This window comes from Mesorhizobium sp. INR15 (assembly GCF_015500075.1).
In the GTDB taxonomy this organism is placed as follows: domain Bacteria; phylum Pseudomonadota; class Alphaproteobacteria; order Rhizobiales; family Rhizobiaceae; genus Mesorhizobium.
This window is the reverse complement of the sequence record NZ_CP045496.1, coordinates 810342-836156: the sequence shown is the minus strand read 5'-3', so window position 1 is coordinate 836156 and position 25815 is coordinate 810342. Positions and strand designations below refer to the sequence as shown.

The 25815-nt window shown below is 63.5% G+C and carries 20 protein-coding genes; 9 read left to right on the top strand and 11 right to left on the bottom strand.

Annotated features, from left to right (window positions below):
* Positions 1-25: 25 nt before the first annotated feature.
* The 5 genes from GA829_RS03880 (at position 26) to GA829_RS03860 (ending at position 5367) form a co-directional block, all read left to right on the top strand.
* Complete coding sequence (locus GA829_RS03880) at positions 26-1285, top strand: ABC transporter substrate-binding protein (RefSeq protein WP_195177246.1); 1260 nt, start codon at positions 26-28, stop codon at positions 1283-1285.
* A 217-nt stretch (positions 1286-1502) separates the two neighbouring features.
* A complete protein-coding gene (locus tag GA829_RS03875; protein WP_195177245.1) occupies positions 1503-2429 on the top strand; it encodes a carbohydrate ABC transporter permease in 927 nt (308 codons plus the stop codon).
* Positions 2430-2437: 8 nt separating this feature from the next.
* Positions 2438-3277, top strand: a complete 840-nt coding sequence (locus GA829_RS03870) for a carbohydrate ABC transporter permease (protein ID WP_195177244.1) — start codon at positions 2438-2440, stop codon at positions 3275-3277.
* 62 nt (positions 3278-3339) lie between these two features.
* A complete protein-coding gene (locus tag GA829_RS03865) occupies positions 3340-4353 on the top strand; it encodes a Gfo/Idh/MocA family protein (protein WP_195179515.1) in 1014 nt (337 codons plus the stop codon).
* Between the two features lie 15 nt (positions 4354-4368).
* Entirely contained in the window at positions 4369-5367 is a 999-nt protein-coding gene (locus tag GA829_RS03860) for an ABC transporter ATP-binding protein (protein WP_195177243.1), read from the top strand.
* Between the two features lie 153 nt (positions 5368-5520).
* Here the strand turns inward: GA829_RS03860 and GA829_RS03855 are convergent, their stop codons facing one another.
* The 5 genes from GA829_RS03855 to GA829_RS03835 form a co-directional block, all read right to left on the bottom strand.
* Positions 5521-6366, bottom strand: coding sequence for a fumarylacetoacetate hydrolase family protein (locus GA829_RS03855; RefSeq protein ID WP_195177242.1), 846 nt, complete (start codon positions 6364-6366; stop codon positions 5521-5523).
* Between the two features lie 232 nt (positions 6367-6598).
* Entirely contained in the window at positions 6599-7330 is a 732-nt protein-coding gene (locus GA829_RS03850) for an SDR family oxidoreductase (RefSeq protein WP_195177241.1), read from the bottom strand.
* 189 nt (positions 7331-7519) lie between these two features.
* A complete protein-coding gene (locus tag GA829_RS03845; protein WP_195177240.1) occupies positions 7520-9892 on the bottom strand; it encodes an aldehyde dehydrogenase family protein in 2373 nt (790 codons plus the stop codon).
* Positions 9893-9919: 27 nt separating this feature from the next.
* Positions 9920-10966 (bottom strand): deoxyribose-phosphate aldolase, encoded by a 1047-nt coding sequence (gene deoC, locus GA829_RS03840; protein WP_195177239.1) that lies wholly within the window; start codon positions 10964-10966, stop codon positions 9920-9922.
* Between the two features lie 212 nt (positions 10967-11178).
* Positions 11179-12006, bottom strand: coding sequence for a ferredoxin--NADP reductase (locus GA829_RS03835; protein ID WP_195177238.1), 828 nt, complete (start codon positions 12004-12006; stop codon positions 11179-11181).
* 220 nt (positions 12007-12226) lie between these two features.
* Here GA829_RS03835 and GA829_RS03830 point away from each other — a divergent pair, with 220 nt between their 5' ends.
* From GA829_RS03830 to GA829_RS03815, 4 genes are all read left to right on the top strand, one after another.
* Positions 12227-14311, top strand: a complete 2085-nt coding sequence (locus tag GA829_RS03830) for a hydantoinase/oxoprolinase family protein (RefSeq protein WP_195177237.1) — start codon at positions 12227-12229, stop codon at positions 14309-14311.
* A gap of 16 nt (positions 14312-14327) precedes the next feature.
* The gene (locus GA829_RS03825; RefSeq protein WP_195179514.1) at positions 14328-16070 is read left to right on the top strand and encodes a hydantoinase B/oxoprolinase family protein; all 1743 of its coding nucleotides are present in this window, start codon (positions 14328-14330) and stop codon (positions 16068-16070) included.
* 126 nt (positions 16071-16196) lie between these two features.
* Positions 16197-16973 carry an ABC transporter substrate-binding protein gene (locus GA829_RS03820; RefSeq protein ID WP_195177236.1) on the top strand — a complete coding sequence of 259 codons (777 nt, stop codon included), beginning with the start codon at positions 16197-16199 and terminating at the stop codon, positions 16971-16973.
* A gap of 53 nt (positions 16974-17026) precedes the next feature.
* On the top strand, positions 17027-18157 hold the full coding sequence (locus GA829_RS03815) for an aminomethyltransferase family protein (RefSeq protein WP_195177235.1): 1131 nt from the start codon (positions 17027-17029) through the stop codon (positions 18155-18157).
* A 268-nt stretch (positions 18158-18425) separates the two neighbouring features.
* On the opposite strand, the gene GA829_RS03810 is transcribed toward GA829_RS03815, so the two are convergent.
* From GA829_RS03810 to GA829_RS03785, 6 genes are all read right to left on the bottom strand, one after another.
* Positions 18426-19082 carry a methionine ABC transporter permease gene (locus GA829_RS03810; protein WP_195177234.1) on the bottom strand — a complete coding sequence of 219 codons (657 nt, stop codon included), beginning with the start codon at positions 19080-19082 and terminating at the stop codon, positions 18426-18428.
* On the bottom strand, positions 19063-20160 hold the full coding sequence (locus GA829_RS03805; protein ID WP_258052138.1) for a methionine ABC transporter ATP-binding protein: 1098 nt from the start codon (positions 20158-20160) through the stop codon (positions 19063-19065). Before GA829_RS03805 ends, GA829_RS03810 begins: the two co-directional genes overlap by 20 nt.
* Positions 20161-20261: 101 nt before the next feature.
* Complete coding sequence (locus GA829_RS03800) at positions 20262-21116, bottom strand: MetQ/NlpA family lipoprotein (protein ID WP_195177233.1); 855 nt, start codon at positions 21114-21116, stop codon at positions 20262-20264.
* 326 nt (positions 21117-21442) lie between these two features.
* On the bottom strand, positions 21443-22930 hold the full coding sequence (locus GA829_RS03795; protein WP_195177232.1) for an aldehyde dehydrogenase: 1488 nt from the start codon (positions 22928-22930) through the stop codon (positions 21443-21445).
* The gene (locus GA829_RS03790; protein ID WP_258052137.1) at positions 22927-24129 is read right to left on the bottom strand and encodes a cytochrome P450; all 1203 of its coding nucleotides are present in this window, start codon (positions 24127-24129) and stop codon (positions 22927-22929) included. The genes GA829_RS03795 and GA829_RS03790 overlap by 4 nt, the downstream gene beginning before the upstream one ends.
* A 49-nt stretch (positions 24130-24178) precedes the next feature.
* Complete coding sequence (locus tag GA829_RS03785; protein ID WP_195177230.1) at positions 24179-25627, bottom strand: APC family permease; 1449 nt, start codon at positions 25625-25627, stop codon at positions 24179-24181.
* Positions 25628-25815 lie beyond the last annotated feature (188 nt).

The window sequence follows — 25815 nt, the reverse complement described above, 5'->3', positions numbered from 1 at the left end:
AAAAAGGTCAACAGGGAGACTGAGCATGACAACGAAACTACTGACGGCACTGCTTCTGGGCACCAGCATCCTCGGCTCCGCCGGGGTGGCTTATGCCGGCGACGTAACGCTCAACATCGAAAGCTGGCGCGGCGACGACCTTGCCATCTGGAAGGACAAGCTGATCCCGGCTTTCGAAGCCAAGAACCCAGGCATCAAGGTGGTGTTCGCACCGTCGGCTCCAACCGAATACGACGCGGCACTCGGCGCCAAGCTCGCCGCCGGCTCGGCGGGCGACCTGATCACCTGCCGCCCGTTCGACAAGTCGCTTGAGCTGTTCAAGAAGGGCAACCTCGCCGACCTCTCGGCGCTGCCCGGCATTGAGAACTTCTCGCCGGTCGCCAAGTCCGCCTGGCAGACCGACGACGGCAAGTCGAGCTTCTGCGTGCCGATGGCTTCGGTCATCCACGGCTTCATCTACAACAAGGACGCCTTCGAAAAGCTCGGCATCAAGATCCCGACGACGAATGAGGAGTTCTACGCGGCGCTCGACAAGATCAAGGCCGACGGCACCTACATCCCGATGGCCATGGGCACCAAGGATCTCTGGGAAGCCGCGACCATGGGCTACCAGAACATCGGCCCGAACTACTGGAAGGGTGAGGACGGCCGCGCCGCTCTGATCAAGGGGACGCAGAAGCTGACCGACGCCGACTGGGTCGCGCCTTATGCCGAACTCGCCAAGTGGAAGCCTTATCTCGGCGACGGCTTCGAAGCCCAGACCTACCCGGACAGCCAGAACCTGTTCACGCTCGGCCGCGCCGCCATCTACCCGGCCGGCTCGTGGGAAATCGGCCTGTTCAACACCCAGGCCCAGTTCAAGATGGGCGCCTTCCCGCCGCCGGTGCAGAAGGCCGGCGACACCTGCTACATCTCCGACCATACCGATATCGGCATGGGCCTGAATGCAGCCTCGAAGAATGCCGACGCAGCCAAGACCTTCCTGTCGTGGGTCGCTTCGCCGGACTTCGCCACCATCTACGCCAACGCGCTGCCGGGCTTCTTCAGCCTGAATTCCTCACCGGTGAAGATGGAAGACCCGCTGGCGCAGGAATTCGTCTCCTGGCGCGGCAAGTGCAAGTCGACGATCCGCTCGACCTACCAGATCCTGTCGCGCGGCACGCCGAACCTCGAGAACGAGACCTGGGTTGAATCTGCCAACGTCATCAATGGCACCGACACCCCGGAAGCTGCCGCCAAGAAGCTGCAGACCGGCCTCGACAGCTGGTACAAGCCAGCGAAGTAAGACCTCTACCCAAGAGCTGGCCGGGCCCGCGCCCGGCCGGCTTTCAGTTAGCGATTGTCGGCGCTGCCTCTCGGCCTTACCCTGCCTGTGTGGGGAATGCGAAGCTGACGTGTCGCAAGCCCCTGTCCTCTCCGATCGGAAAGGACAACCGGGCAATGACGAGGCATTTTTCGAGCATCACAGAACCTGGAACTGCGAGACGGCGGGGACCGAACTCATGGCCGATACACGACCGAAAAGACCGTTCCGCTGGCACATCGGCATCTTTCTGGCGCCGGCGGTGCTTGTCTATACGGCGATCATGATCCTGCCGCTGGCCGGCACGCTGCAGCTTTCGCTGTTCCGCAACATCGACCAGAGCCAGGTCTTCGTCGGACTGGAAAATTTCCGTACCTTGTTCGGCGACCCCAACTGGTCGGTCAATTTCTGGAATGCGTTGAGAAACAACACCTGGTTCTTCATCATCCACATGCTGGTGCAGAACCCGATCGGCGTCCTCCTGGCAGCGCTGCTGTCCAGTCCGAGACTGCGGTTCTCGGCCTTCTACCGCACCGCGATCTTCGTGCCGACCATCCTGTCCTTCGTCATCGTCGGCTTCGCCTGGAAGCTGATCCTGTCGCCGCTATGGGGCGTGGCGCCAAATCTGCTTGATCTCGTCGGCCTGAAAAGCCTGTTCACGCCGTGGCTTGGCAAGGAGCAATATGCGCTGACCACGCTCAGCCTGATCTCGGTGTGGCAGTTCGTGGGCATCCCGATGATGCTGATCTATGCCGCCCTGCTGTCGATCCCCGAAGAGGTGATCGAAGCAGCCGAATGCGACGGAATCACCGGCCTGTCGCAGTTCTGGAAGATCAAGCTGCCGCTGATCCTGCCGTCGATCGGCATCATCTCGATCCTCACCTTCGTCGGCAATTTCAACGCCTTCGACCTGATCTACACCGCGCAGGGCGCACTCGCCGGGCCGAATTATTCGACCGATATTCTGGGCACCTTCCTGTACCGCGCCTTCTTCGGCTTCCAGCTGCAGATCGGCGACCCCAACATGGGTGCGGCCATCGCCACGATGATGTTCCTGATCATCCTGGGCGGTGTCTGCGTCTACCTCTTCCTCGTGCAGACGCGCTTGCGTCGCTACCAGTTCTGAGGCGCGACATGAGCACCGCAACCCGCTCCCTGCCCCGCACCATCGGCGCCCACGCGATCCTGTTGACCTATACGGCGATCGCATTGTTTCCCGTGATCATCGTGGTGATGAATTCGTTTAAATCCCGCGCGGGCATCTTCGGCGCGCCGCTGATGCCGCCGACCCCGAAAACATTCGATCTGATCGGCTACACGACCGTGATCGGCCAGGGCGATTTCATCCACTATTTTCAGAACAGCCTGGTCGTCACCGTCGCTTCGCTGTTCTTCGTGCTCCTGTTCGGCGCCATGGCGGCCTTCGCGTTGTCGGAATACCGCTTTCGCGGCAACTCGCTGATGGGGCTTTACCTGGCGCTCGGCATCATGATCCCGATCCGCCTCGGCACCGTCGCCATCCTGCAGTTGATGGTGGCGAGCGGGCTGGTCAACACGCTGACATCGCTGATCCTGGTCTACACCGCGCAAGGCCTGCCGCTTGCCGTCTTCATCCTGTCGGAATTCATGAAGCAGGTTTCCGACGACCTGAAGAATGCCGGCCGCATCGACGGCCTGTCCGAATACACGATCTTCTTCCGGCTGGTTCTGCCGCTGGTACGGCCATCCATGGCGACGGTCGCCGTCTTCACCATGATCCCGATCTGGAACGATCTGTGGTTCCCGCTGATCCTGGCGCCATCGGAAGAGACCAAGACGGTGACGCTCGGCGCGCAGCTGTTCCTCGGCCAGTTCGTCACCAACTGGAATGCGATCCTGGCGGCGCTGTCGCTGGCGATCATGCCGGTGCTGATCCTCTACGTCATCTTCTCGCGGCAGCTGATCCGCGGCATCACCTCCGGAGCAGTCAAGTGAGTTCGCAGACCCCTCTACGCGCCCCAAATCCTCTAAGGGTCGTCGTCGCCGGCCTCGGCAACATGGGCCGCAGCCATGCGCTGGCCTATCACACCAATCCGGGCTTTCAGATCGCGGCTCTGGTCAACCGTTCCGACGTGCCGTTGCCGGGAGGATTGTCCGGCTATCCGATCCGGCGGTCTTTCGATGAGACGCTGCATGACGAAAAGCCCGATGTCGCCTGCATCGCCACCTATTCCGACAGCCATGCCGACTATGCGGTCAGGGCGTTTGAGGCCGGTTGCCATGTCTTCGTCGAGAAGCCGCTGGCAACGACGGTGGCGGACGCCAAACGCGTCGTCGCGGCGGCCAAGGCCAACGGCAAAAAATTGGTCATCGGCTACATCCTGCGCCATCACCCGTCCTGGATCAGGCTGATCGCCGAGGCGCGCAAGCTCGGCGGCCCCTATGTGTTCCGCATGAACCTGAACCAGCAATCCTCCGGCGCCACCTGGGAGACACACAAGCAACTGATGCAGACGACCTCGCCGATTGTCGACTGCGGCGTGCACTATCTCGACGTCATGCTGCAGATTACCGACGCCAAGCCGGTCGAAGTGCGCGGCATGGGTGTCAGGCTGACCGGCGAGGTCGCCCCGACAATGTACAATTATGGCCATCTGCAGGTGCTGTTCGATGACGGTTCTGTCGGCTGGTACGAGGCCGGCTGGGGTCCGATGATTTCCGAGACGGCCTTCTTCGTGAAGGATGTCATCTCGCCGAACGGCTGCGTCTCGATCGTCATGAAGGAGGGCGTCAAGTCCGACGACATCGACACCCACACCAAGACCTCGACCATCCGCCTGCACAGTGCGGCGACCGGCGCGGATGGCAAGTTCGTCAAGGCCGACGAGATGCTGTCCATGCAGGGCGAGCCCGGCCATCAGGAACTCTGCGATTTCGAACAGGCGTTTTTGCTGAAGGCGATCCGCGAGGATATCGACCTCAACAAACATATGGACGATGCGGTCAAATCGCTCGCCGTCTGCCTTGCCGCCGACGAGAGCGTGCGCACCGGCGCCGCCGTCAAACTCTAGAACAGGGACGAAGCCGTGGGCTCGCTGATCATTGAGAATGTGAAGAAGGCCTTCGGGCCGGTAGAAGTGCTGAAGGGCATCAACCTCGAGGTGAACGATGGCGAATTCGTCGTCTTCGTCGGCCCTTCCGGCTGCGGCAAGTCGACCTTGCTGCGGGTCATAGCCGGGCTGGAGGATTCGACCTCGGGCCGGGTGGTGATCGACGGCGTGGACGTCTCCACCATACCCCCGGCCAAGCGCGGCATCGCCATGGTGTTCCAGACCTACGCGCTCTACCCGCACCTGACGGTCAAGAACAATATGGGCCTCGGCCTCAAGCAGGCTGGCACGCCGGCTGCCGAGATCGACCGCCGCATCGGCATCGCCTCGTCGATGCTGTCGCTGGAGCCCTATCTCGAAAGGCGGCCGGCCGAACTCTCCGGCGGCCAGCGCCAGCGCGTCGCCATTGGCCGCGCCGTGGTGCGCGAGCCCAAGCTGTTCCTGTTCGACGAGCCGCTGTCCAATCTCGATGCCGCCCTGCGCGTCAACACGCGGCTGGAAATCGCGCAGCTGCATCGGCGGCTGAAGGCGACGATGATCTACGTCACCCACGACCAGGTCGAGGCGATGACGCTAGCCGACAAGATTGTCGTGCTGAACGCCGGCAGGATCGAGCAGATCGGCGGGCCGATGGAGCTCTACAATTCGCCGGCCAATGAATTCGTCGCCGGCTTCATCGGCTCACCGAAGATGAACTTTGTCGACGGCGCCCGTCTCGGCGAGACGGCCAAGACCATCGGCGTGCGGCCCGAACATCTGACCGTCGATCCGAAATCCGGCACCTGGAAGGGCACGGTCGTGCATGCCGAGCACCTCGGCGCCGACACCAATCTCTATCTCGATTGCGAGAAGGCCGGGCTCATCACCGTGCGTATCTTCGGCGTCTATGACGCCGAGCCGGGCTCGACGCTCTATGCGACGCCGGATCCGGCCAAGACCTACCGGTTTGGCGCGGATGGGAAGACCATCAAGTAGTCTGAAAACGCCGGCGCTGCCCCTCACCCTTACCCTCTCCCCGTGAAGAACGGGGAGAGGGGGCGCCACCGTTGGAGCTTCATTCTTCTCCCCGTCACTATACGGGGAGAAGGTGCCGGCAGGCGGATGAGGGGCGGCGCGGGCTTTGCAGCTCTAAACGTCAGCCTTGAACGTCTGCTTCTGCTGGCCGAGCCCTTCGATGCCGAGTTCGACCACGTCGCCATCTTTCAGGAACATTGGCGGCTTCATGCCGAGGCCTACGCCGGGCGGCGTGCCGGTCGAGATAATGTCGCCGGGATGCAGTGACATGAACTGGCTGAGATAGGAGACCAGGAAGGCAACGCCATAGACCATGGTCTTGGTCGAGCCGTTCTGCATCGTCTTGCCGTTGACGGTCAGCCACATCTTGAGGTTCTGCGGATTGGATACCTCATCCTTGGTCACCAGCCACGGGCCGGTGGGGCCGAACGTGTCGCAGCTCTTGCCCTTGGTCCACTGGCCCTGCCGCTCGGCCTGGAAGGCGCGCTCGGAAACGTCGTGGGCGACGCAATAGCCGGCGACATAGTCGAGTGCATCGGCCTCGCTGACATATTTTGCCGTCTTGCCGATGACCACGGCGAGCTCGACTTCCCAGTCGGTTTTCACCGAACCGCGCGGGATCAGCACGTCGTCGTCGGGCCCGACAATGGCCGAACTCGCCTTCATGAAGATAATCGGTTCCGACGGCACAGTGGCGCCGGTCTCAGCGGCGTGGTCGGAATAGTTGAGGCCGATGCAGATGAATTTGCCGGTGCCGGCGACGCAGGCGCCAAGGCGCGGTTTGCCAGAAACGGCTGGCAGCGACTTCGCGTCGAGCTTCGACAGCATCTCCAGCGAGGCCGGATGAAGCACCGTGCCGGAAATGTCGGCCACATGGGCGGAAAGGTCACGGATCGTTCCATCCGCATCGAGCAGGCCGGGGCGTTCGCTCCCTGCCTCGCCATAGCGCAGCAGTTTCATCTAAATCCTTCTCCTGTTTGCGGCCGCGTGGCCGTTTTCAAACTTTCCGCCGGGAACCGGGCGGACCGTAGCCACCAGCCTGACAAGGGGCAAGCGAACACTCCGATGCAAGGCCGCCGATCAGCGCGATTTTCAGACTTCCCGATCCCTCCGGTAACGATGGAAGGCGGCCCAATCTTCCTGTTCGCCAGCTGTCTTTTCCAAGCCAGCTGTCATTGTCCCGGCGCGTGCCTCAGATCGACCAGCCGCCGTCGATGTTGTAGGCCTGTCCTGACGTATAGGTGGCGCCGGCCAGATAGACGGCAAGGTCGGCGATTTCGTCTGGCGTGCCGAGCCGGCCCATCGGCTGGCGGGCGATGAAGGCGGCGCGGGCGGCATCGTAATCGCCCTGCGCATGCATGCGGTCCTGCAGCGACGGGCTCTCCACGGTGCCGGGGCAGATGGCGTTGCAGCGGATGCCCTTGCCGACATAGTCGGCGGCAATCGCCTTGGTCAGGCCGATCACGGCAGCCTTGGTGACACCATAGGCGAAACGGTTCGGCACGCCCTTGCCGGCGCCGGCAACCGACGACATGTTGATGATCGATCCATCGCCGCGCTCCAGCATGCCGGGCAGCACCGCCCGGATGGTGCGGATCATGGCGCGGACATTGAGGTTGAAGGCGAAATCGAGATCGGCGTCCTTCATCTCCAGGATCGAGCCAGAGTGGACGAAGCCGGCGCAGTTGAACAGCACGTCGACAGCACCGATCTCGGCAAAACCGGCATTGACCGCCTCGTCGTTGAGCACGTCGAGCTTGCGGGTCTTGATACCGGAAGTCTTGGCGAGTTCTGCCAGCAGCGCTTCATTGATGTCCGTGGCGTAAACCACGGCGCCCGCCTTGGCGAAGGCCAGCGCGCTCGCCTTGCCGATGCCTTGCGCCGCTGCCGTGACGACCACGGTCTTGCCTGCCAGATCCGCCATGCTCTACTCCTCGCCTGCTTGATGCATTCGCCTTTATCGATGGCCGGCCAAGCCGTCATGTGCCAGTCAGCCGCCATCGTGCGGCCTGACGGGCAGTTCACAGATAAAGATGTTTTTTCTGGTTAAAGAACATGCGTCCGGGCGTCAAGCCCGAACACGATCACCATCGCGATAGCCGCCCATAGCGGGTCAGTCGCCGTAAGGCACCCAGACATTCTTCACTTCGATGGCGCGGCGCAGGAAGGCTTCGCCTGCCGCCTCGTCCGAAGACCAGTCGAGGCCGCGGCCATTGCCGCTCCAGACGCGCTTGAGGTTGCCGATGGACTCGGCCTCCGCCTTGGCGCAGGTGTCGGCATCAGCGAAGATCCAGAGCCCGTCGACATCATCGTGCTTGGCCAGCACGCCGGCGAGTTCGGCGCTGCGCCCGGTGACGATGTTGATGGCGCCGGCCGGAACGTCGGAATATTCGATGACCTGGTAGAGATCGGTCGCCAGCAACGGATAGCGCTCCGAGGGCACGGCAACCACGGTGTTGCCCATGGCCAGCGCCGGCGCGACCAGCGAAATCAGCCCAAGCAGCGGCGATGTGTCAGGCGCGACGATACCGACGACGCCGACCGGCTCATGCAACGCCAGGGTGACGGCGCGCGCCGGCGGCTGATGCACCCGGCCCTCGAATTTGTCGGCAAGGCCGGCATAGAGGAACAGCCGCTCAATTGACTGCTCGACCTCCTCGCGCGCGGCCTTGGCGGTAGCGCCGGTGAGCTGCACGAGACGCGCCGAAAATTCGTCGGCGCGGCCGGAAAGGTTTTCGGCCAGATAATAAAGCACCTGGGACCGGTTGTAGGCAGTCGCCTCCGGCCAGCCTTTGCAGGCGCGGGCGGCGGAAACCGCGTCGCGGATGTCCTTGCGGCTGCCAAGGCCAACTTCGCCGGCCAGCTTGCCCTTGGCGGTGCCGACGGCCAGCGAGTAATTGCCGTCCGGCCGCACCTGCTTGCCGCCGATGAACAGCTTTGCGGTGCGGTCGATGGCGTCGCCGTCGGACTGTTCGACGGGCTGCGCCGAGGATGCCGCCGGCTTGATGACCGGGCCGAGCGGCAATTTGACTGTCAGGTATTCGAACATGCCTTCGCGGCCACCTTCGCGGCCAAAACCACTCTCTCGGTAGCCGCCGAAGCCGCAAGCGGCATCGAACATGTTGGTGCCGTTGACCCAGACGACGCCGGCCTTCAACTGCGGCGCGACGTGCAAGGCGAGATTGACGTTCTCGCTCCACACCGAGGCGGCCAGTCCGTAGCGCGTGTTATTGGCAAGCTCGATCGCTTCCTCGGTGTTGCGGAAGGTCATGGTCGCCAGGACCGGGCCGAACACCTCTTCCTGGGCCAGGATATTAGCCGGCGAAACACCGGTCGCGAGCGTTGGCAGATGGTAATAGCCCGAGGACGGCAGCGCAGCATCGGGCTGCCAGCAGACGGCGCCCTGCCGGGCGCCCTCGGCGACCAATCCCTTGACACGCTCAAGCTGGGTCAGGTCGACCAGCGGGCCGATATCGGTGTTCTTGTCGAGCGGGCTGCCGACACGCAGCCGGCTCATGCGTGTCTTGACCTTGGCTATCAGGGCATCCGCGATGCCCTCCTGCACCAAAAGCCGCGATCCAGCGCAGCAGACCTGGCCCTGGTTGAACCAGATCCCATCGACCAGGCCTTCGACGGCGCTGTCGAGATCGGCATCCTCGAAGACGATGAAGGCCGATTTGCCGCCGAGTTCCAGCGACAGTTTCTTGCCCGAGCCAGCGGTGGCCTTGCGGATGATCTTGCCGACTTCCGAAGAGCCGGTGAAGGCGATCTTCTGGATGCCGGGGTGATTGACGATGGCGACGCCCGCTTCCGGGCCGCCCTGGACGATGTTGACGACACCTTTAGGCACGCCTGCACGCTCGCAGATTTCGGCGAACAGGATGGCGGTCAATGGCGTGAATTCGGCCGGCTTCAGCACCACGGTGCAGCCCGCGGCCAGTGCCGGCGCGATCTTCCAGGCCAGCATCAGCAGCGGAAAATTCCACGGGATGATCTGGCCGACGACGCCGACACCCTTATGACCTGGAAAATCCTTGTCCAGCGCCTGCGCCCAACCGGCATGATGGATGAAATGGCGGATCGCCAGGGGCACGTCGATATCGCGGCTTTCGCGGATCGGCTTGCCATTGTCGATTGTCTCAAGCACCGCGAACAGGCGCTGGTGGCGCTGCATGGCGCGGCCGATGGCGTAAAGCACCTTTGCCCTTTGATACCCTGACGACGCCGACCATTTCGGCAGCGCCTTGGCGGCGGCCGATACGGCGGCGTCGATGTCGGCGGCATTGGCGTCCGATACCTTTGCCAGCAGCTTGCCGGAGGACGGTTCACTGGTGTCGAAGGTCTTGCCGCCGCCGGCTGCCTTCCAGTCGCCGCCGATGAACAGCGCCTTGCCGAAATCGCGGGCGCCGAGCCATGTGTCGGCCTCGTTGCGGGCTTCCGGTGCCGGGCCGTATTCCATGGCGTGATAGCGTTCGAGAACGTTCATCGGGCGCTCCAGGTAATTGTCTGTCGCTCACGCCATCGCGTGGCGATGATTGGCAGAATAGTGGCCGGTGAGGTGGTGTTCGAGCTGACGCTCGATGTCGGTCAACAGGCTCGACGCGCCAAACCGGAACAGCTCGGGCTCCAGCCATGGCCGGCCGAGTTCTTCCTTCATCAGCACCAGCCAGTCGAGCGAGACCTTGGCCGTGGAAATGCCGCCGGCCGGCTTGAAGCCGATGAGATGGCCGGTTTCCTCGAAATAGGAGCGGATGGCGCGCACCATGGCAAGCCCGACGGGCAGCGTGGCATTGACGCTTTCCTTGCCGGTCGAAGTCTTGATGAAATCGGCTCCCGCCATCATCGCCACCATCGACGCCAGCATGACATTGCGCAGCGTGGCGAGGTCGCCGGTACCGAGGATGACCTTGAGATGCGCGTCGCCGCAGGCGGCGCGCATCGAGACGATCTCATTGTAAAGCTCGCGCCACTTGGCGCCGAACACCAGGCCGCGCGGAATGACGACGTCGATCTCGTCGGCGCCGTCCTTTACCGAGGCCTCGATCTCCTGCAGGCGGGTGGTGAGCGGCGCAAGGCCGTGCGGAAACGCGGTGGAGACGGCGGCGACGTGGATGCCAGTGCCGCGCACGGCGTCGACAGCGGTGGCAACGAAGGGATGGTAGACGCAGACCGCCGCCGGGCGGATGGTCTCGCCTGAAATGCCGAGCCCCTCCATGATGTCGCGGCGGAACGGATTGATCGCCTTGGCGCAGAGCCGGCGCACCCGTTCCTCGGTGTCATTGGAGTTCAGCGTCGTCAGGTCCATGCAGGCGACGGCGCGCAGCAGCCAGGCTGCCTGGTTGTCGGCCTTGATCGAGCGCCGCTTGGTCAGGCTGGCAACGCGGCGCTCCAGGGCGGAACGGTTGACGCTGCGCATTGATTCCATGAAGCCGAGGTCCAGCTTCATGCCGGGGTTGCGGGCAATGCGATGGTCCAGCGCCACCGGGGTGTTGGCGGCGGCGCGCGCCGGCAGCGGCGTCACCTTGGTGCCAAGCTCCGCTTCGCGGATTGTGCTGCTCATCTCCTGCCCTTTCATTCAGCGACATGCGCTTTATGTCTTGGTGCGTATCGTAGTCCCATCACCGCCCAGCACTTTTGGGCGACGCGCACAAAGATAGCCCGTGAATTGACGCTTCACGAGTCCCTCAGGAGGTCATAGCGGAAAAAGGCCGCGAAAGCAGCTGATTTTTGACCGTATGGTCAAAATGCGGATTGTGGGCGTCTGCGCGAGGTTCAGCCGACGAAGGCGCGCTCAACGACAAAGGTTGAGGGATGGCTGAGCGAGCCTTCCTCGAAACCGAGGCTCTCGGCCAGTTCCTTGACGTCCTTCAGCATATGCATCGAGCCGCAGATCATGATGCGGTCGGTCTCGGGATCGAGCTTGTCGATGCCGAGATCGTTGTAGAATTTGCCGGAACCGATGAGCGCGGTGATGCGGCCCATGCGCGCCGATTCTTCACGCGTCGTCGAATTGTAGAGCGTCACGCGGCCGCCGGTCACTTCGCCGATCAGCGGATCGCTTTCGAGCGCCGCCACCAGCTCCTGGCCATAGGTCAGCTCGGCATTGTCGCGGCAGGTGTGGGTCAGGATGACCTGCTCGAACTTGTCATAGGTATCGGGATCGCGCAGCAGGCTGGCGAAAGGCGCGATGCCGGTGCCTGTCGAAATCATGAACAGCCGCTTGGCCGGCGTCAGCGCGTCGACCACCAGCGTGCCGGTCGACTTCTGGCGCATGATGACGGTATCGCCAACCTGGATCTTCTGCAGTTCGGAGGTCAGCGGACCGTCCGGCACCTTGATCGAGAAGAATTCCAGCTCTTCGTCCCAGGAGGGGCTCGCCACGGAATAGGCGCGGTAAACCGGCTTCTCGGCATTGGGCAGGCCGATCATGACGAACTCGCCGGAGCGGAAGCGCAGCGACTGCGGGCGGGTGATGCGGAACGAGAACAGCCGGTCGGTGTAGTGCTTCACCGAGACCACGGCCTGCGCGTAGACATTGGCCGGAATCGGGAACTGCAGCGGCTGAGAACCGGCAGTGCTGAACGCGGATGTGGTGTTCATCAATTCCAACCTTCTCGCCCAATCACAGACGCGGGCGCCAAACCTTCCCGTGCACGCCCGGACCATTCAGGTCCCGGCGTGCCTTGCACACGCTCCGAAGCGGTAAGCTCTTGTGTCCGGAATTTATTAGTATACAAACGATATTTGCGTCAAGACGCTACCGTAAAACACCTTTCCAAACTGTGACATATCCGTAGGCCGGACATTTCGGGTTTCGACGATGAAAGAGAATTTTTCGGCGCAGGCACAAGATTCGCGCGGCAGCGTCGTCGCCGGCATCGATGTCGGCGGCACCTTCACCGACCTGCTTTTGATCGATGGCCGCGACGGCGGCAAGGTGCATATCGCCAAGACGCCGACCACGGTCCACAATCAGGCTTTCGGCGTTGTTTCAGCACTGGGCGCGACCAAATTTCCAATCGACGGCATCGACCTGATCGTCCATGGCACGACCACTACCACCAACGCGGTGCTTGAGCGCCGGTTGGCCAAAACAGGCATGATCACCACACGCGGCTTTCGCGACGTGATCGAGCTTGGCCGCCGCACGCGGCCGCAGGCCTATGGCATGACCGGCAGCTTCGTTCCGATCATCCCGCGCAACCTGCGGCTCGAAGTGTCGGAGCGCGTCGAAGCATCGGGCACCGTGCGCACGCCGCTCGACGAGGCCGGGATGCGCGAAGCGGTGAAGACATTGATCGCGGCCGGCTGCGAATCCCTCGTCATCCATTTCCTGCATTCCTATGCCAATCCGGCGCACGAGCGGCGCGCGGCGGAAATCGCCGCCGAGTTCTGGCCGAATGGCTACATCACCACGGGTCACGCGCTGCTGTCGGAGGCGCGCGAGTTCGAGCGTGGCGTCACCGCCTCGGTCAACGCCTCGGTGCAGCCGATCCTCGAGCGCTATGTCGAGCGCTTGCGCACCGAATTGGCGGCAAAGGGCTACGCCCGCGACTTCCTGATCATGAACGGCAATGGCGGCATGATCTCCGCCCGCTTCGTCACACGTGAATCGGCCAAGACCGTGATGTCGGGCCCGGCCTCCGGCGTCATCGCCGCCGCCTACACCGGCAAACGCGCCGGCTTCGAAAACCTAGTCACCTACGACATGGGGGGCACCTCGACCGACGTGGCGCTGATCCGCAACGCGGAGCCGGCGGTGTCGAATGAAATCGAGATCGAATACGCCATGCCGATCCATGTGCCGATGGTCGCGGTGCACACGGTCGGCGCCGGCGGCGGCTCGATTGCAAGGGTCGATGCGGCGGGCCTGATCCAGATCGGCCCAGAAAGTGCCGGCGCCAATCCAGGCCCAATCTGCTACGGCCGTGGCGGCGGCGAACCGACCATCACCGATGCCAATCTGGTGCTTGGCCGGCTGGCGCCGAAGAAGCTTCTCGCCGTTGAAAACCCCGTCACATCAGAGCACGTCACCGGTATCTTCGCCGACAAGATCGGCAAGCCGACCGGTCTGTCTGGGGTTGAAGCCGCCGGTGCCGTCTTGCGGCTAGGCAACATGAAAATGGCCGGCGCCATCCGCATGGTCTCGGTGTCACGCGGCCATGATCCGCGCGATTTCGCCCTCTTCGCCTTCGGCGGCGCCGGCCCGCTGCATGCCACCGCCCTGGCGCGTGAACTCGGCCTGCCCCGGGTGCTGGTCCCGGCACGGCCCGGCATCACCAACGCGCTCGGCTGCGTCGTCGCCGACCTGCGCCATGATTTCGTCAACACCGTCAATCAGCCGGTCGCCAGGCTCGACGAAGCCAAGCTTCACCAGGTATTGGAACGGCACCGAAACGAAGGCGAGGAGCTGATCGGCAAGGAGGCGGTAAAGCCGGAGACGATCCGCGTCAGCCATTCCGCCGACATGCAGTTCGTCGGCCAGACCCACATCATCAACGTGCCGCTGCCGTCCTCATCGGTGACCAGGGCAGCGCTGCAGGACCTGTTCGAAAAAGCCTATTTCGCCCGCTTCAAGGTCGAGCTGCCGGAGATCCGCGCCAATCTGGTCAACCTCAACACTTCTGTCACCGGCGTGCGTCCGGCGATCGACCTGTCACGACTGATCGACCCATCCGGGCGGGCAAAAACGCTGGACGAGGCAAGGCGCGAGACGAGGCCGGTCTGGTATGCGGGCCGCTGGCACGACACGCCGGTATATGTGCGCGAAAAACTGCCGCTCGATTCGGTGATCCAGGGGCCCGCGATCCTCGAGCAGATGGACGCGACCACCGTGCTGGAGCCCGGCGACCGGGCCCGCTCGGATGCCGACGGCAACATCATCATCGATATCGGCGAGGCCTGAGATGCCTGACATTGATATGGCAAAGCTCGACGCCATCACGCTTTCCGTTCTCCAGGCCGCTCTGCAGCAGGTCTGCGACGAGATGGACCTGACCTTTTCGCGCGCCGCTTTCTCGCCTGTCATCGCCGAGGCCAATGACCGCTCCGACGGCATCTATTCGGCGGTCGACGGTTCGCTGATCGCCCAGGGGTCGCAGGGCCTGCCGGTGTTTGTCGGCGTCATGCAATATTCCACCAGGACGGTGATCGAGATGATCGCCGACGGTCGCTGCCTGGCGCCGGAGCCGGGCGACATCTACATCGTCAACGATCCTTATCTCGGCGGCACGCATCTGATGGATGTGCGCTTCGCCATGCCGGTCTACCGGGCTGGGAAAATCTTCTGCTGGCTGTCGAACACCGGGCATTGGCCCGACATCGGCGGCTCGGTGCCGGGTGGCTTCTCGGCCTCGGCCACAGCTGTCGAACAGGAAGGCCTGCGGTTGCCGCCGGTCAAGCTGTTCAAGAAAGGCGTGCTCGATCCCGAGATCTACGCCATCATCTGCTCCAACATCCGCGTTGCCGATCAGCGCATCGGCGACATCCGCGCCCAGGCCGCGGCGCTGCTGATCGGCCAGGACCGGCTCAATGGAATCCTAGATCGTTACGGAGACGAAACTGTTGTCGAGGCGATTGCCGAGCTGCGCCGCCGCGCCGCCGAACAGATGCGCGCCAACATCTCGGCCATTCCCGACGGTACCTACCATTCAAAGGCGTTCGTCGATTCCGACGGGGTGGTCAACGAGCCGCTGACCATCGCGCTCGCCGTCAAGAAACAGGGCGACACGCTGACCTTCGATTTTGCCGGCTCGTCCAAACCCTGTGCTGGACCGATGAACAGCGTGCTCGCGACCACCTTGTCCTCGGTCTATCTCGCCATGCGCCATATTTTCCCTGATGTGCCGATCAGCGCCGGCGCCTTCGAACCGCTAATCGTCAAGCGGCCGGAAGGCACCTTCCTTGACGCGAAATATCCGCGCCCGGTCTCCGGCTGTGCCGCCGAAGTGTCGCAACGCATCGCCGAGGCGGTGTTCGCGGCGATGGTGCAGGCACTGCCCGACAAGGTGACGGCTGCCCCCGCCGGTTCCAGCGGCAATTTCGCCCTTGGCGGCAACGACCCGGCGCGCGGCCGCGACTATGTCATGTATCAGATCTCCGGCGGCGGTTATGGCGGCAACGCAGGTCATGACGGGCTGACCAATGGCTGCTCGACCATCGGCATCTCAAAGTCGCCACCGGTCGAGATCATGGAACAGGCTTTTCCGGTGCTCTATCGTCATTATGCCTTGCGCGAAGGTTCTGGCGGCGCCGGCAAGCAACGCGGCGGGTTTGGCCTCGCCTACGAGGTCGAGATACTGCGCGGTGACGCCCGCGCCTCCTTCGTCATGGATCACGGCCGTTTCGGCCCGCAGGGCGCCCTCGGTGGCAAGGACGGCGCGGTCAACACGGTGACCGTGTTCCGCAACGGCGAAGCGCATGTGCCGCCGCATCTCTCCAAGGAACAGGATATCGCACTGAAGGCGGGCGACCGCGTGCGGGTCGGCACGCCTGGCGGCGGCGGCTATGGTGACCCGTTTGCGCGCGACGCCGAACTGGTGCTGCGCGATGTCGCGCTGGGATATTATACCGCAGACGAAGCCGGCGAAAAATTCGGCGTCGCCTTATCGGCGGGCGAGCTGACAGTCGACCAGGACGCAACGACGAAAAAACGCGCCGGCTGAAATTGTCTGCGCAACTGCTTGGTGCTGCCAGTCCGCCGCGCCGTGATCGGCGCATGACATGTCGTTTCCGTCTCCGCCGGGGTCATAAAAGCCCGTAGACTTCCGGGGTCAACGGAGATTTGCAACATGCGTCTTTTCGGTCGTTTCGTGCTTGCCGCCTCGGTCGCCCTGGTTGTCGCCACGGGTGCCGCTTCCGCCCAGGACAAGAAGCTCAGGATCGGCACCGAAGGCGCCTATCCCCCCTTCAACTACGCCAACGCCGATGGCACGCTGGGCGGCTTCGACATCGACCTCGGCAAGGCGCTGTGCGCCGAGATGAAAGCCGAATGCGAGTTCGCCGTGCAGGATTTCGACGGCTCGATCCCGGCGCTCCAGGCTGGCAAGTTCGATGCCATCATCAACATCACCATCACGCCCGAGCGGGCAGAGAAGGTCGACTTCACCCACAAATACTACCAGACGCCGCCGGCCATCGCCGTGCCGAAGGATTCGACCATCGCCGGCACAACGCCGGATGACCTGAAGGGCAAGGCGCTGGGCGTGCAGACGGCGACCATCCACCAGAAGTTCGCCGAACAGAAATATTCGGGCTCGACCGTCAAGGCCTATCCGACTGGCGACGATGCCCGCACCGACATGGCCAATGGCCGTCTCGATGCGATGATGGACGGTTCGATCATCCTGACCGAGTGGCTGAAGAAGCCGGACGGCGCCTGCTGCAAGCTTCTCGGCACCTTGACGGCGGACCCGGCCATTCACGGCCCAGGCGTCGGCATCGCATTGCAGAAAGGCAGCAAGGAACTGGCCGACAAGTTCAATGCGGCCATCGACGCCCTGCGCGCCAACGGCAAGTACAAGGAAATCAACGACAAGTACTTTGCGTTCGACGTCTACGGCTCCTAATCCCGGCAAAAATCGACCTCGGCAGCGCTGAACCGCGCTGCCGATTTCTATGAATGATGGAGACTTTCTTGGCTGAACGGCGCTCCCCTTTTTACAGCAGCATCGTCGGACTGGGCGCGACCATGGGTCGGGTCGGGGGCGATTTCATTTCAGCCAAATATTATTCCGGCATTGCCGATGAGCATCTGAACACGCGCAGGAATGTCGGCGTCCAGGATCTCAGCACCATGGGCAAGATGGATATCAAGGGCCCGGATGCCGAGGCCCTGGTCAACTATGTCATCGTCAATGATGCCGCCGCGATGAAGCCGGGCCAGGTGCGCTATTCCACCGTCTGCCGCGAGGACGGCGGCATCATGGATGATCTCACCGTGTTCCGGCTGGCATCAGAGCATTTCATGCTGGTCACCGGCTCGGTCAACCGGCTGAAGATGCTGCCATGGCTGCAGCACCATTCTCAAGGACGAAGGGCCTATGTCACCGACATCACGGCGGCGGTCGCCTTCCCGACCATCCAGGGGCCGCGCTCGCGAGACCTCTTGAAGGCCATGGTCGCGGATGCCGACCTCGACGGATTGAAGCGCTGGTCGTTCGCGTCAGGGCGGGTTGGCGAGACCAAGGTGCTGATCTCACGCACCGGGGTCACCGGCGAACTCGGCTTCGAACTGTTCGTGCCGGCCGACGAAGCCGCATCGCTCTGGGACGTACTGATGCGGGCAGGGGCGGATTTCGGCCTGAAACCCTACGGCGTGCTGGCGATGTTCACGCTCGGGCTGGAAAAGGCCTATCCGGCGCATGGCATCGACATGGACGAGACGCGCACGCCGTTCCATGTCGGTCTCGACCGTTGGATCAAGTTCGACAAGGGCGATTTCGTCGGCCGCGACGCGTTGCTGAAGGTGAGCGACAACGGCCTCGATGAACAATGGGTCGGGCTGATCCTCGACGGCGACAAGCCGGCCGCCACGGATGCCAGGATTATGGCCGATGGCGGGGATGCCGGCGTCGTCACCTATAGCGACCACGGCTATTCCCTGGGCAAGGTGCTGGCAACCGCGCATCTGCGGCTGCCCTTCACCGCGATCGGCACCGAGCTCAGTATCGACATTGATGGCAAGCCGACACGCGCCACAGTGGCGCCGATCCCGTTCTTCGACCCTGAGGGGGCGAGGTTGCGAGGATAGCCGGGCTCTCGTCGATGGACGCATGCTTCGCGATTGGCCGAACGCCCCATCGCTTCGTCATCCACGGGCGGAGCAAGGAGCGTAGCGACGCGGCGCAGACCCGAGGATCCATGCCGTGACCTCGGAGCGTCGCGACAGTCCATAATTCTGCAGCGCCGCACTCTACGATCGACGTGACGGCATGGATCCCAGGGTCTCCGCGACGGAGCTTCGCTCCTGCTTCGCCCTAGGATGACGAAACCGGGGATGCTTCGGCCTCTCCCAAATGTCATCCCCTTCGGTCCAGCCTCGCCACCAGCCGGTCACCCACCCGCTGGATGCCGCAGACCAGGATGATCAGCACGATCACAACGGCGATCATGACGTTGGTCTCGAAACGCTGATAGCCGTAGCGGATGGCGAGGTCGCCGAGACCGCCGGCGCCGATCGCTCCAGCCATGGCGGAGGCGCCGATCAGCGTCACCAGGGTCACGGTGAAGCCGGCGACGATGCCGGGCAGCGCTTCGGGCACCAGCACCTCGCGGATGATCGTCCAGCGGTTGCCGCCCATGGCGCGCGCCGCTTCGATCAACCCATGGTCGACCTCGCGCAGCGACACTTCAGCAATGCGCGCATAGTAAGGGGTGGCGGCAATCGACAGCGGCACGATTGCCGCCCAGGTGCCGATCGAGGTGCCGACGATCAGCCGCGTCACCGGGATCAGCGCCACCAGAAGGATGATGAACGGCACCGAGCGGAAGCCATTGATGATCGCGCCGAGCACCCGGTTCACCCAGCGGCTTTCGGCGATGCCGCCGCGCTCGGTGGCAATCAGCGCCAGGCCGAGCGGCAGGCCGAAAACCAGCGAGATGAGGCCCGATGCGGCCGTCATCAGCACGGTCTCCCAGATGGAACGCAGCAGAAGCTCAAACAGAACCGGTGACATGGCCAAGCACCTCCACCCGCGCGTCGCGGGCCTCTAGAAATGTGATCACCCGCGCGAGGTGGTTTGTATCGCTGCCGGGAACGGACAGGAACAGCGTCCCGACAGGCTGTTCCTGAATATGGTCGATGCCGCCATGGACAAGACGGAACGGGCCTGGAACAGCAGCGGCGAGGTCCGACAGCAGCGCGCGGCGCGCGGCCTCGCCGGCGACGTCGATGCGCAGGATCGTTTCCGTCCCGGTCCCGGGCACAAGCCGGGCTGCCAGTTCGGCCGGCAGCTGTGGCCGGATGCTGCCGAGCAGGCTTTTTGTGATCTCGGAGCGCGGGTCGGCGAAGACTGACCAGACCGGGCCTTCCTCGACGATGCGCCCGGCATCGATCACCGCCACACGGTCGGCGATCGAGCGGATCACCTCCATCTCGTGGGTGATGAGCAGGATGGTCAGTCCGAGTTGCCGATTGATATCCCGGAGCAGGGCGAGAATGGAGCGCGTCGTCTCCGGGTCCAGCGCCGAGGTCGCTTCATCCGACAACAGCAGGGCCGGGCGTGCGGCAAGCGCCCTGGCGATGCCGACGCGCTGCTTCTGCCCGCCCGACAGTGACGACGGATAGGCCTTGGCCTTCTCCGACAGGCCGACGAGGTCGAGCAGTTCGGCGGCGCGCTGCAGCCGTTCCGCCCTCGGGCGGCCCGCGATCTTGAGCGGCAGCGCCACATTGTCCTCGACCGTCTTGGCGGATAGCAGATTGAAATGCTGGAAGATCATGCCGATGCGGCGCCGCAGCGGCTGCAGCTCGCGCTCGCCAAGCCGGCTGATCTCGCGGCCTTCGATGAAAACCTCGCCGGAATCAGGCCGCTCAAGGCCATTCAGGCAGCGGATCAGCGTCGATTTGCCGGCACCGCTGCGGCCGATGATGCCGAGGATCTCGCCCTTGCGCACGGTCAGCGACACGCCATCAAGTGCCGCCGTCGCGCCAAAGCGGCGTTTCAGATCGGTCAGGCGCACGACGTCCTGCGGCGTGCCGGCAGGGGCGCTGGCGCTGGCCGTGGGGTCGGCTGCTGTTGGGAAATGCTGGTTCATGCGCGGTCCTGTTTCCTCGTTCCGCAAAATACGAACGCGGCCCGCGCATGGCGCGGACCGCTTTCATCTCCGATCAGGCACTTCGGTGCCTGAAAGTCTGCTCAGTAGGCGCTGATACCTGTGCCTTTGTAGACCTTGTCAAACTCGGCCTTGACGGCCTCGTTCTGGTAGGAAGCCACCAGCGTCTTCACCCAGGCTTCGTTCTCGCTGCCGGCCTTCACCGCGATGAAGTTGCGGTAGGGGTTGTCTGATATAGCTTCCTGCGCGATGCGGTTTTCCGGCGTTAGGCCGCTTTTCAGCGCCCAGTCGGTGTTGACCACGGCGGCGTCGAGATCCTCGACCGAACGCCCGACGATGCCGGCATCCAGTTCCTTGATCACCACCTTTTTCACATTCTCGGCGATGTCGGCGGTGGTGGCGAGAATGCCGGTGCCGTCCTTCAGCTTGATCACGCCTTCGCTCTGCAGCACGCGCAGCGCACGGCCTTCATTGGAAGGGTCGTTGGGCACGCCGATGACCGCGCCTTCCGGCAGGTCGGCGACCGCTTTGAACTTCTTCGAGTAGAGGCCGATCGGCCAGACGCCGGTATAGCCGACGCTGACGATGTGATAGCCCTGCGTCTTGATCTGGTTGTCGAGATAAGGCTGGTGCTGGAAAGCGTTGGCGTCGATTTCGCCGCGCTCCAGCGCCTCGTTGGGCTGGGTGTAGTCGTTGAACACCACGGTCTCGATGGTCAGGCCCTTTTCGGCCGCCTGCGCGGTGACGACGCGCCAGACATCCTCGTCCTCGCCACTGATGATGCCGACCTTGATCGACTTCCTGTCCTCGGCGAACGATGTCTTGGGCGCCATCAGTCCGCCGGCAGCGACCACCGAAGCGAAAAGCAGAGCAAGGCCTGTGCGCCGGTTAACAGCTGACCAAGGGGAAGGGGACAAAGTGTTCTTGACGTGGGACATGATGGATCTCTGCGGTTGTGAAGTCACGGCAGCAGGGCGGATTGCCCAAGCTTGATCACATCGTCAGAAATTCTATCGATTTTATCAAAGAACAGGTTTCGCCGTTCTCACGGAAGCCGGGAATATTCTCTTAAAATTCCGCACGGACAGAGAACAAGACGTCGCCGGACCGCGTCGCAGCTGGGCTGCCACACGATCCGGCGCGCCTCGGGAGGAAGGCCGCGTGCCTGGAAGGCCAAAAGCATGATCCCGAAAAGTGGGTGCCGGTTTTCGGGAAAGATCATGCTCAAACAAGGATGGAACAGGCTCCAGTGTCATCGCGGCCTTCAAAGAGCGATCCAGGCGGTCTTCAGATCGAGATATTTGTCGAGGGCGTGCAGCGACTTGTCACGGCCAAAGCCGGACTGCTTGACGCCGCCAAGCGGCACGGTGATGTCGGCGCCGCCATAGGTGTTGACGTGCACGACGCCAGCATTGATGGCGCGCACCATGCGATGCGCCGTCGACAGGTTGGCGGTCCACACCGCCGATGCCAGGCCGTAGACAGTCGAATTGGCAAGGCTTACCGCCTCCGCTTCGGTCTCGAAGCGCATGACGCCAAGCACCGGGCCGAACACTTCCTCGCGGGCAAGCTGCATGTCCTGCGTGACGTTTTCGAAGATCGTCGGCGCCATGTAGCTGCCGCCGGTCTCGGTCAGGATGCGTTCGCCGCCGGTGACGAGCCGGGCGCCTTCCTCAGCAGCCTTGGCGACGAAGCCGAGATTCTTGCCCAGCTGGTCGGCGCTCGATACCGCGCCGATGTCGCTCGTGAGATTGAGCGGATCGCCGACTTTCAGCCGCGCGGTCGCCTGGAGCAATTCGTCCATGAAGCGGTCATAGACCGACGATTGCACCAGGAGGCGTGAGCCCGCGACGCAGACCTGGCCGGAATTGCGGAAGATGCCATTGGCGGAGACGACCGCCGCTTGTTTCAGGTCCGGCGCATCGGCAAAGACGATGTTGGGCGACTTGCCGCCGAGTTCGAGAAAGACGCGTTTCAGGTTGGAGCGTGCCGAATATTCAAGCAGCCGCCGGCCTACCGGCCCCGAGCCGGTGAAAGCGATGGCATCGACATCCATGTGCAGGCCGAGCGCTTCGCCGGCGACCGCACCGTGGCCGGTGACGACATTGAGCACGCCGGCGGGCAGCCCGGCCTCGCTGGCCAGTTCCGCCAGGCGCAGCAGCGTCAGCGAGGCGATTTCGGGCGGCTTGACCAGCACGCAATTGCCGGCAGCAAGCGCCGGAGCGATCTTCCAGGCGCCGATCATCAGCGGGAAGTTCCACGGCACGATGACGCCGACGACGCCGAGTGGCTCCTTGTGGATCAGTCCGAGCACATTGTCGGCGGTCGGCGCGATCTCGCCATAGATCTTGTCGATCGCCTCGGCATAGTAGCGGATGGTACCCGCCGCCGAGAGCGGTTCGGCCTTGTAGGCCATGCCGATCTCGGTGCCATTGTCGCGCACCCCAAGCACGGCCAGTTCGTCGGCATGTTTTTCGATCAGCTCGGCGAGGCGCGTCAGCACCTTCTTGCGGAAGGCCGGCGCGGCGCGAGACCACGAGCCCTTCTCAAAGGCCTTGCGCGCCGACCGCACGGCGCTGTCGATGTCGGCGGCATTGCCGTCGGCGATGCTGGTGAAAGCGCGGCCATCGATCGGCGATGTCACCGGCAGGCTGGCACCGCCTGTTGCCTCGACTTGAGCGCCATCGATGAACAGGCCTCGCGCCCCGATTTCGGTGTTGCGCAGCGTGTCGATGGCATTCTGAGTGATCATTGGGTCTTGGCTCCGAAGGAAACATGCAATGTGGTTGGTGCGCGGAATTCCCAGCCGCGAAAGACCGGTTCCTTGCCGGGCACCAGGCTGAGATCGGGAAAGCGCTCCAGCAGCAGCCTTACCGCAAGGCACATCTGCTCGCGCGCGAAAAACCGCCCCGAGCAGAAATGGTGGCCAAAGCCGAAGGCGGCATGGTTGCCCTCGGTGCGGTGGATGTCGAAGCGGTCGGGGTCGGGGAAGCGGCTCTCGTCGCGGCTGGCCGAGGAGACAAGTGCTGCCACCGGCGCGCCGGTCGGGATCGTCACGCCGCCGAGTTCGACCGCGCGTGTCGTCTGGCGCGTCTGCGTGCCGATCGGCGCGACCCAGCGCAGGCCTTCGTCGACAGCCTTCGGCACCAGGGTCTCCAGGTCATCGCGAACCTGCCGCAACTGCTCGGGATGCGCCAACAGGCCGGCGAGGATCGATCCCGCGCCATGACCGGGCTCCTGCATGCCGCCCAGCAGGATCACCTTGATGCTCGGCATCAGGAAGTCGATCGGGCGTATTTCGCCTTCCGGCATGCCGTCATGCAGCATGTGCGACAGCGCGGAATCGTCAGGCTCGCGCGCAAGCCGTTCCAGCGTCGGCCTGATGGCGTCGCCGACTTCGGCGCTGATGGCGTCGGCGATCTCTTGCCGCTTGGGGTCGTTCTCGAAATTGATGGCGCCCTGGGCAAGGCCGTAGAACCAGCGCCGCAGTGTCGCCATGCCAATATCGGCAAGGCCAAGCGAGCGGGCGAGGCTGAGCGTCGATACCGGTTCGAAATAGTCTGCCATCAGTTCGGCGGCGCCCTGTTCGGCGATCCGGTCGAGATAGGGTTCGGCGATCGAGCGCACGAGATCGCCGGCATAGGAAGCAACGACGCGCGGCCGGTATTTCGGGTCGACGCCTTGGCGCAGCTGTTTGTGGGTTTCGCCGTCGGTGGTCAGGATCGTCGGCCTGCCGAAGGAGCGTTCGACGGGGGATGTCCCGACCACGGCGGAAAAGATGTCGGGTGACTTCGCGACGCTCTCGACATCCTTCCAGCGGGTGACGAACCAGAGATTGACCGCGGGCACGAAAGCCACCGGCGCGCTGCGCCTCAACTCGGCATAGATCGGGTATGGATCGGCTTCCAGTGCCTCAACGGTGATGTTTTCGGCGAAGCTCAAGGCCGCCACTCCCTTTGCGGTGTGAAAGGGGGCGGCGCGCTGCGCCGCCCCTGTTCGATCAGTCCTTCAGCGGCACGCCGAGGTTTTCGAAGGCAACCGGGTCGCGGCTCTTCAACCCGACCGCCAGCAACAGTCCAACCACCGCCGCGATCAACACCAGCCCAGGCAGGAAGGCGCCGAGAAAGCCGCCGGCCCCCGACAGGCTGCCGAAGTTGATGACGATCAGGTAGATGATGACGACGAAGGCGATGAAGGTCAGGCCCGGCAGTATGGTCGTTTTCAACGCGTTTTCCTGGGCGGACGGGTTAGCCCTGAAGTACATGACGACCGCAAGCGAGGCCACCGCCATCATGACGATGACGCCGAGCGTCGCGACGTTGGTCAACCATGAGAACAGCGCCAGCACCGGGTCGAGGCCGAGCACGGCGAACAGCCCGACGACGACGGCGGCAAGCACGCTCTGGATAACCGACGCGACATGCGGGCTTTGGTGCACCGAATGGGTCACGCCGATCGTCTGCGGCAACAGCTTCTCACGGCCGGAAACGTAGATGTAACGGGCAACGGCGTTGTGGAATGCCAATACGCCGGCAAACAGGCTCGACACGAACAGAACGCTCATGGCGTGCGACAGCATCGTTCCGGCGTAGCGGTCCGACAAGCCGAACAGGAAGGTGGTCGGATCCTGCAGCCCCTGCAGCGCCGGCAGCAGCTTGTCGACACCGGCCCCGACAGCCATCAGCCAGGCCGTGATCATGTAGAAGACGCCGATCAAGATGACCGAGAAATAGGTCGCGCGCGGAATGGTAACCTTGGGATCGCGGGCTTCCTCAGCGTAGATCGTCGTTGCCTCGAAACCGATGAAGGCGGCAAAGCAGAACAGGATGGCGATCGCCGGCGCGCCTGACGTGATCTGGCTCCAGCTGAACGGCGCCGCCGACAGGCCGCTATCGCCGCCGGTCTTCAGGATCGCGATGTCGAGGATCAGCACAACAGCATATTCGCACAGCACCAGCACCGTCAGGATCTTGGCTGACAGGTCGACCTGCCGGTAGCCGAGGACGGCAACGAGGGCGATGGCGATGAAGCTCCACACCCACCAGGGCAGGTTGATGCCCCAGCCGGCGAACAATCCGGAGGTTGCCGCGCCGAGCAGGCCCATGACACCGATCTGCATGGCATTGTAGGACAGGATGGCGATCAACGCCGTGGCGCCGCCGGCCAGGCCGCCGAGCCCGCGCGCCGCATAGGCATAGAAGGCGCCAGCATTGCCGACATGCCGCGACATGGCGACATAGCCGACCGCGAACAGAAGCAGCAGCACCGTCACGATGAGATAGGTGCCGGCAAAGCCGGCGCCGTTGCCCATCAGCATGCCGAGCGGCGTGCCGCCGGCCACCGCCGTAAGAGGCGCCGCGGCCGAGATCACCATGAATGTGATGGCGCCAACGCCAAGACTGTTCTTGCGCAGCCTGTTGGCCGGCGCCTGTTCCGAAACTGCAGACATTGGTCCCTCCTGTTTGCAAGCCGCCTTGGCTTGCCGGCCGCCATTGGCCTGTCCCATGCTCTTCTTCCGAGAGGCTATCGGTTCATTATTTGAACCCTTATTTTGAATATAGACTTGCAAACAAACCCGGTTCCTGTCAAGTTAATTCACACGTTAAATGGTTGCCCCTGTCGAGGAGCAGTTTGCTG

What these genes read in the sequence shown, in the direction of transcription:
- GA829_RS03880 (WP_195177246.1), top strand. Translation starts at nt 26, where the DNA reads ATGACAACGAAACTACTGACGGCACTGCTTCTGGGCACCAGCATCCTC.
- GA829_RS03875 (WP_195177245.1), top strand. Translation starts at nt 1,503, where the DNA reads ATGGCCGATACACGACCGAAAAGACCGTTCCGCTGGCACATCGGCATC.
- GA829_RS03870 (WP_195177244.1), top strand. Translation starts at nt 2,438, where the DNA reads ATGAGCACCGCAACCCGCTCCCTGCCCCGCACCATCGGCGCCCACGCG.
- GA829_RS03865 (WP_195179515.1), top strand. Translation starts at nt 3,340, where the DNA reads ATGGGCCGCAGCCATGCGCTGGCCTATCACACCAATCCGGGCTTTCAG.
- GA829_RS03855 (WP_195177242.1), bottom strand. Translation starts at nt 6,366, where the DNA reads ATGAAACTGCTGCGCTATGGCGAGGCAGGGAGCGAACGCCCCGGCCTG.
- GA829_RS03850 (WP_195177241.1), bottom strand. Translation starts at nt 7,330, where the DNA reads ATGGCGGATCTGGCAGGCAAGACCGTGGTCGTCACGGCAGCGGCGCAA.
- GA829_RS03845 (WP_195177240.1), bottom strand. Translation starts at nt 9,892, where the DNA reads ATGAACGTTCTCGAACGCTATCACGCCATGGAATACGGCCCGGCACCG.
- deoC (WP_195177239.1), bottom strand. Translation starts at nt 10,966, where the DNA reads ATGAGCAGCACAATCCGCGAAGCGGAGCTTGGCACCAAGGTGACGCCG.
- GA829_RS03835 (WP_195177238.1), bottom strand. Translation starts at nt 12,006, where the DNA reads ATGAACACCACATCCGCGTTCAGCACTGCCGGTTCTCAGCCGCTGCAG.
- GA829_RS03830 (WP_195177237.1), top strand. Translation starts at nt 12,227, where the DNA reads ATGAAAGAGAATTTTTCGGCGCAGGCACAAGATTCGCGCGGCAGCGTC.
- GA829_RS03825 (WP_195179514.1), top strand. Translation starts at nt 14,328, where the DNA reads ATGGCAAAGCTCGACGCCATCACGCTTTCCGTTCTCCAGGCCGCTCTG.
- GA829_RS03820 (WP_195177236.1), top strand. Translation starts at nt 16,197, where the DNA reads ATGCGTCTTTTCGGTCGTTTCGTGCTTGCCGCCTCGGTCGCCCTGGTT.
- GA829_RS03815 (WP_195177235.1), top strand. Translation starts at nt 17,027, where the DNA reads ATGATGGAGACTTTCTTGGCTGAACGGCGCTCCCCTTTTTACAGCAGC.
- GA829_RS03810 (WP_195177234.1), bottom strand. Translation starts at nt 19,082, where the DNA reads ATGTCACCGGTTCTGTTTGAGCTTCTGCTGCGTTCCATCTGGGAGACC.
- GA829_RS03805 (WP_258052138.1), bottom strand. Translation starts at nt 20,160, where the DNA reads ATGAACCAGCATTTCCCAACAGCAGCCGACCCCACGGCCAGCGCCAGC.
- GA829_RS03800 (WP_195177233.1), bottom strand. Translation starts at nt 21,116, where the DNA reads ATGTCCCACGTCAAGAACACTTTGTCCCCTTCCCCTTGGTCAGCTGTT.
- GA829_RS03795 (WP_195177232.1), bottom strand. Translation starts at nt 22,930, where the DNA reads ATGATCACTCAGAATGCCATCGACACGCTGCGCAACACCGAAATCGGG.
- GA829_RS03785 (WP_195177230.1), bottom strand. Translation starts at nt 25,627, where the DNA reads ATGTCTGCAGTTTCGGAACAGGCGCCGGCCAACAGGCTGCGCAAGAAC.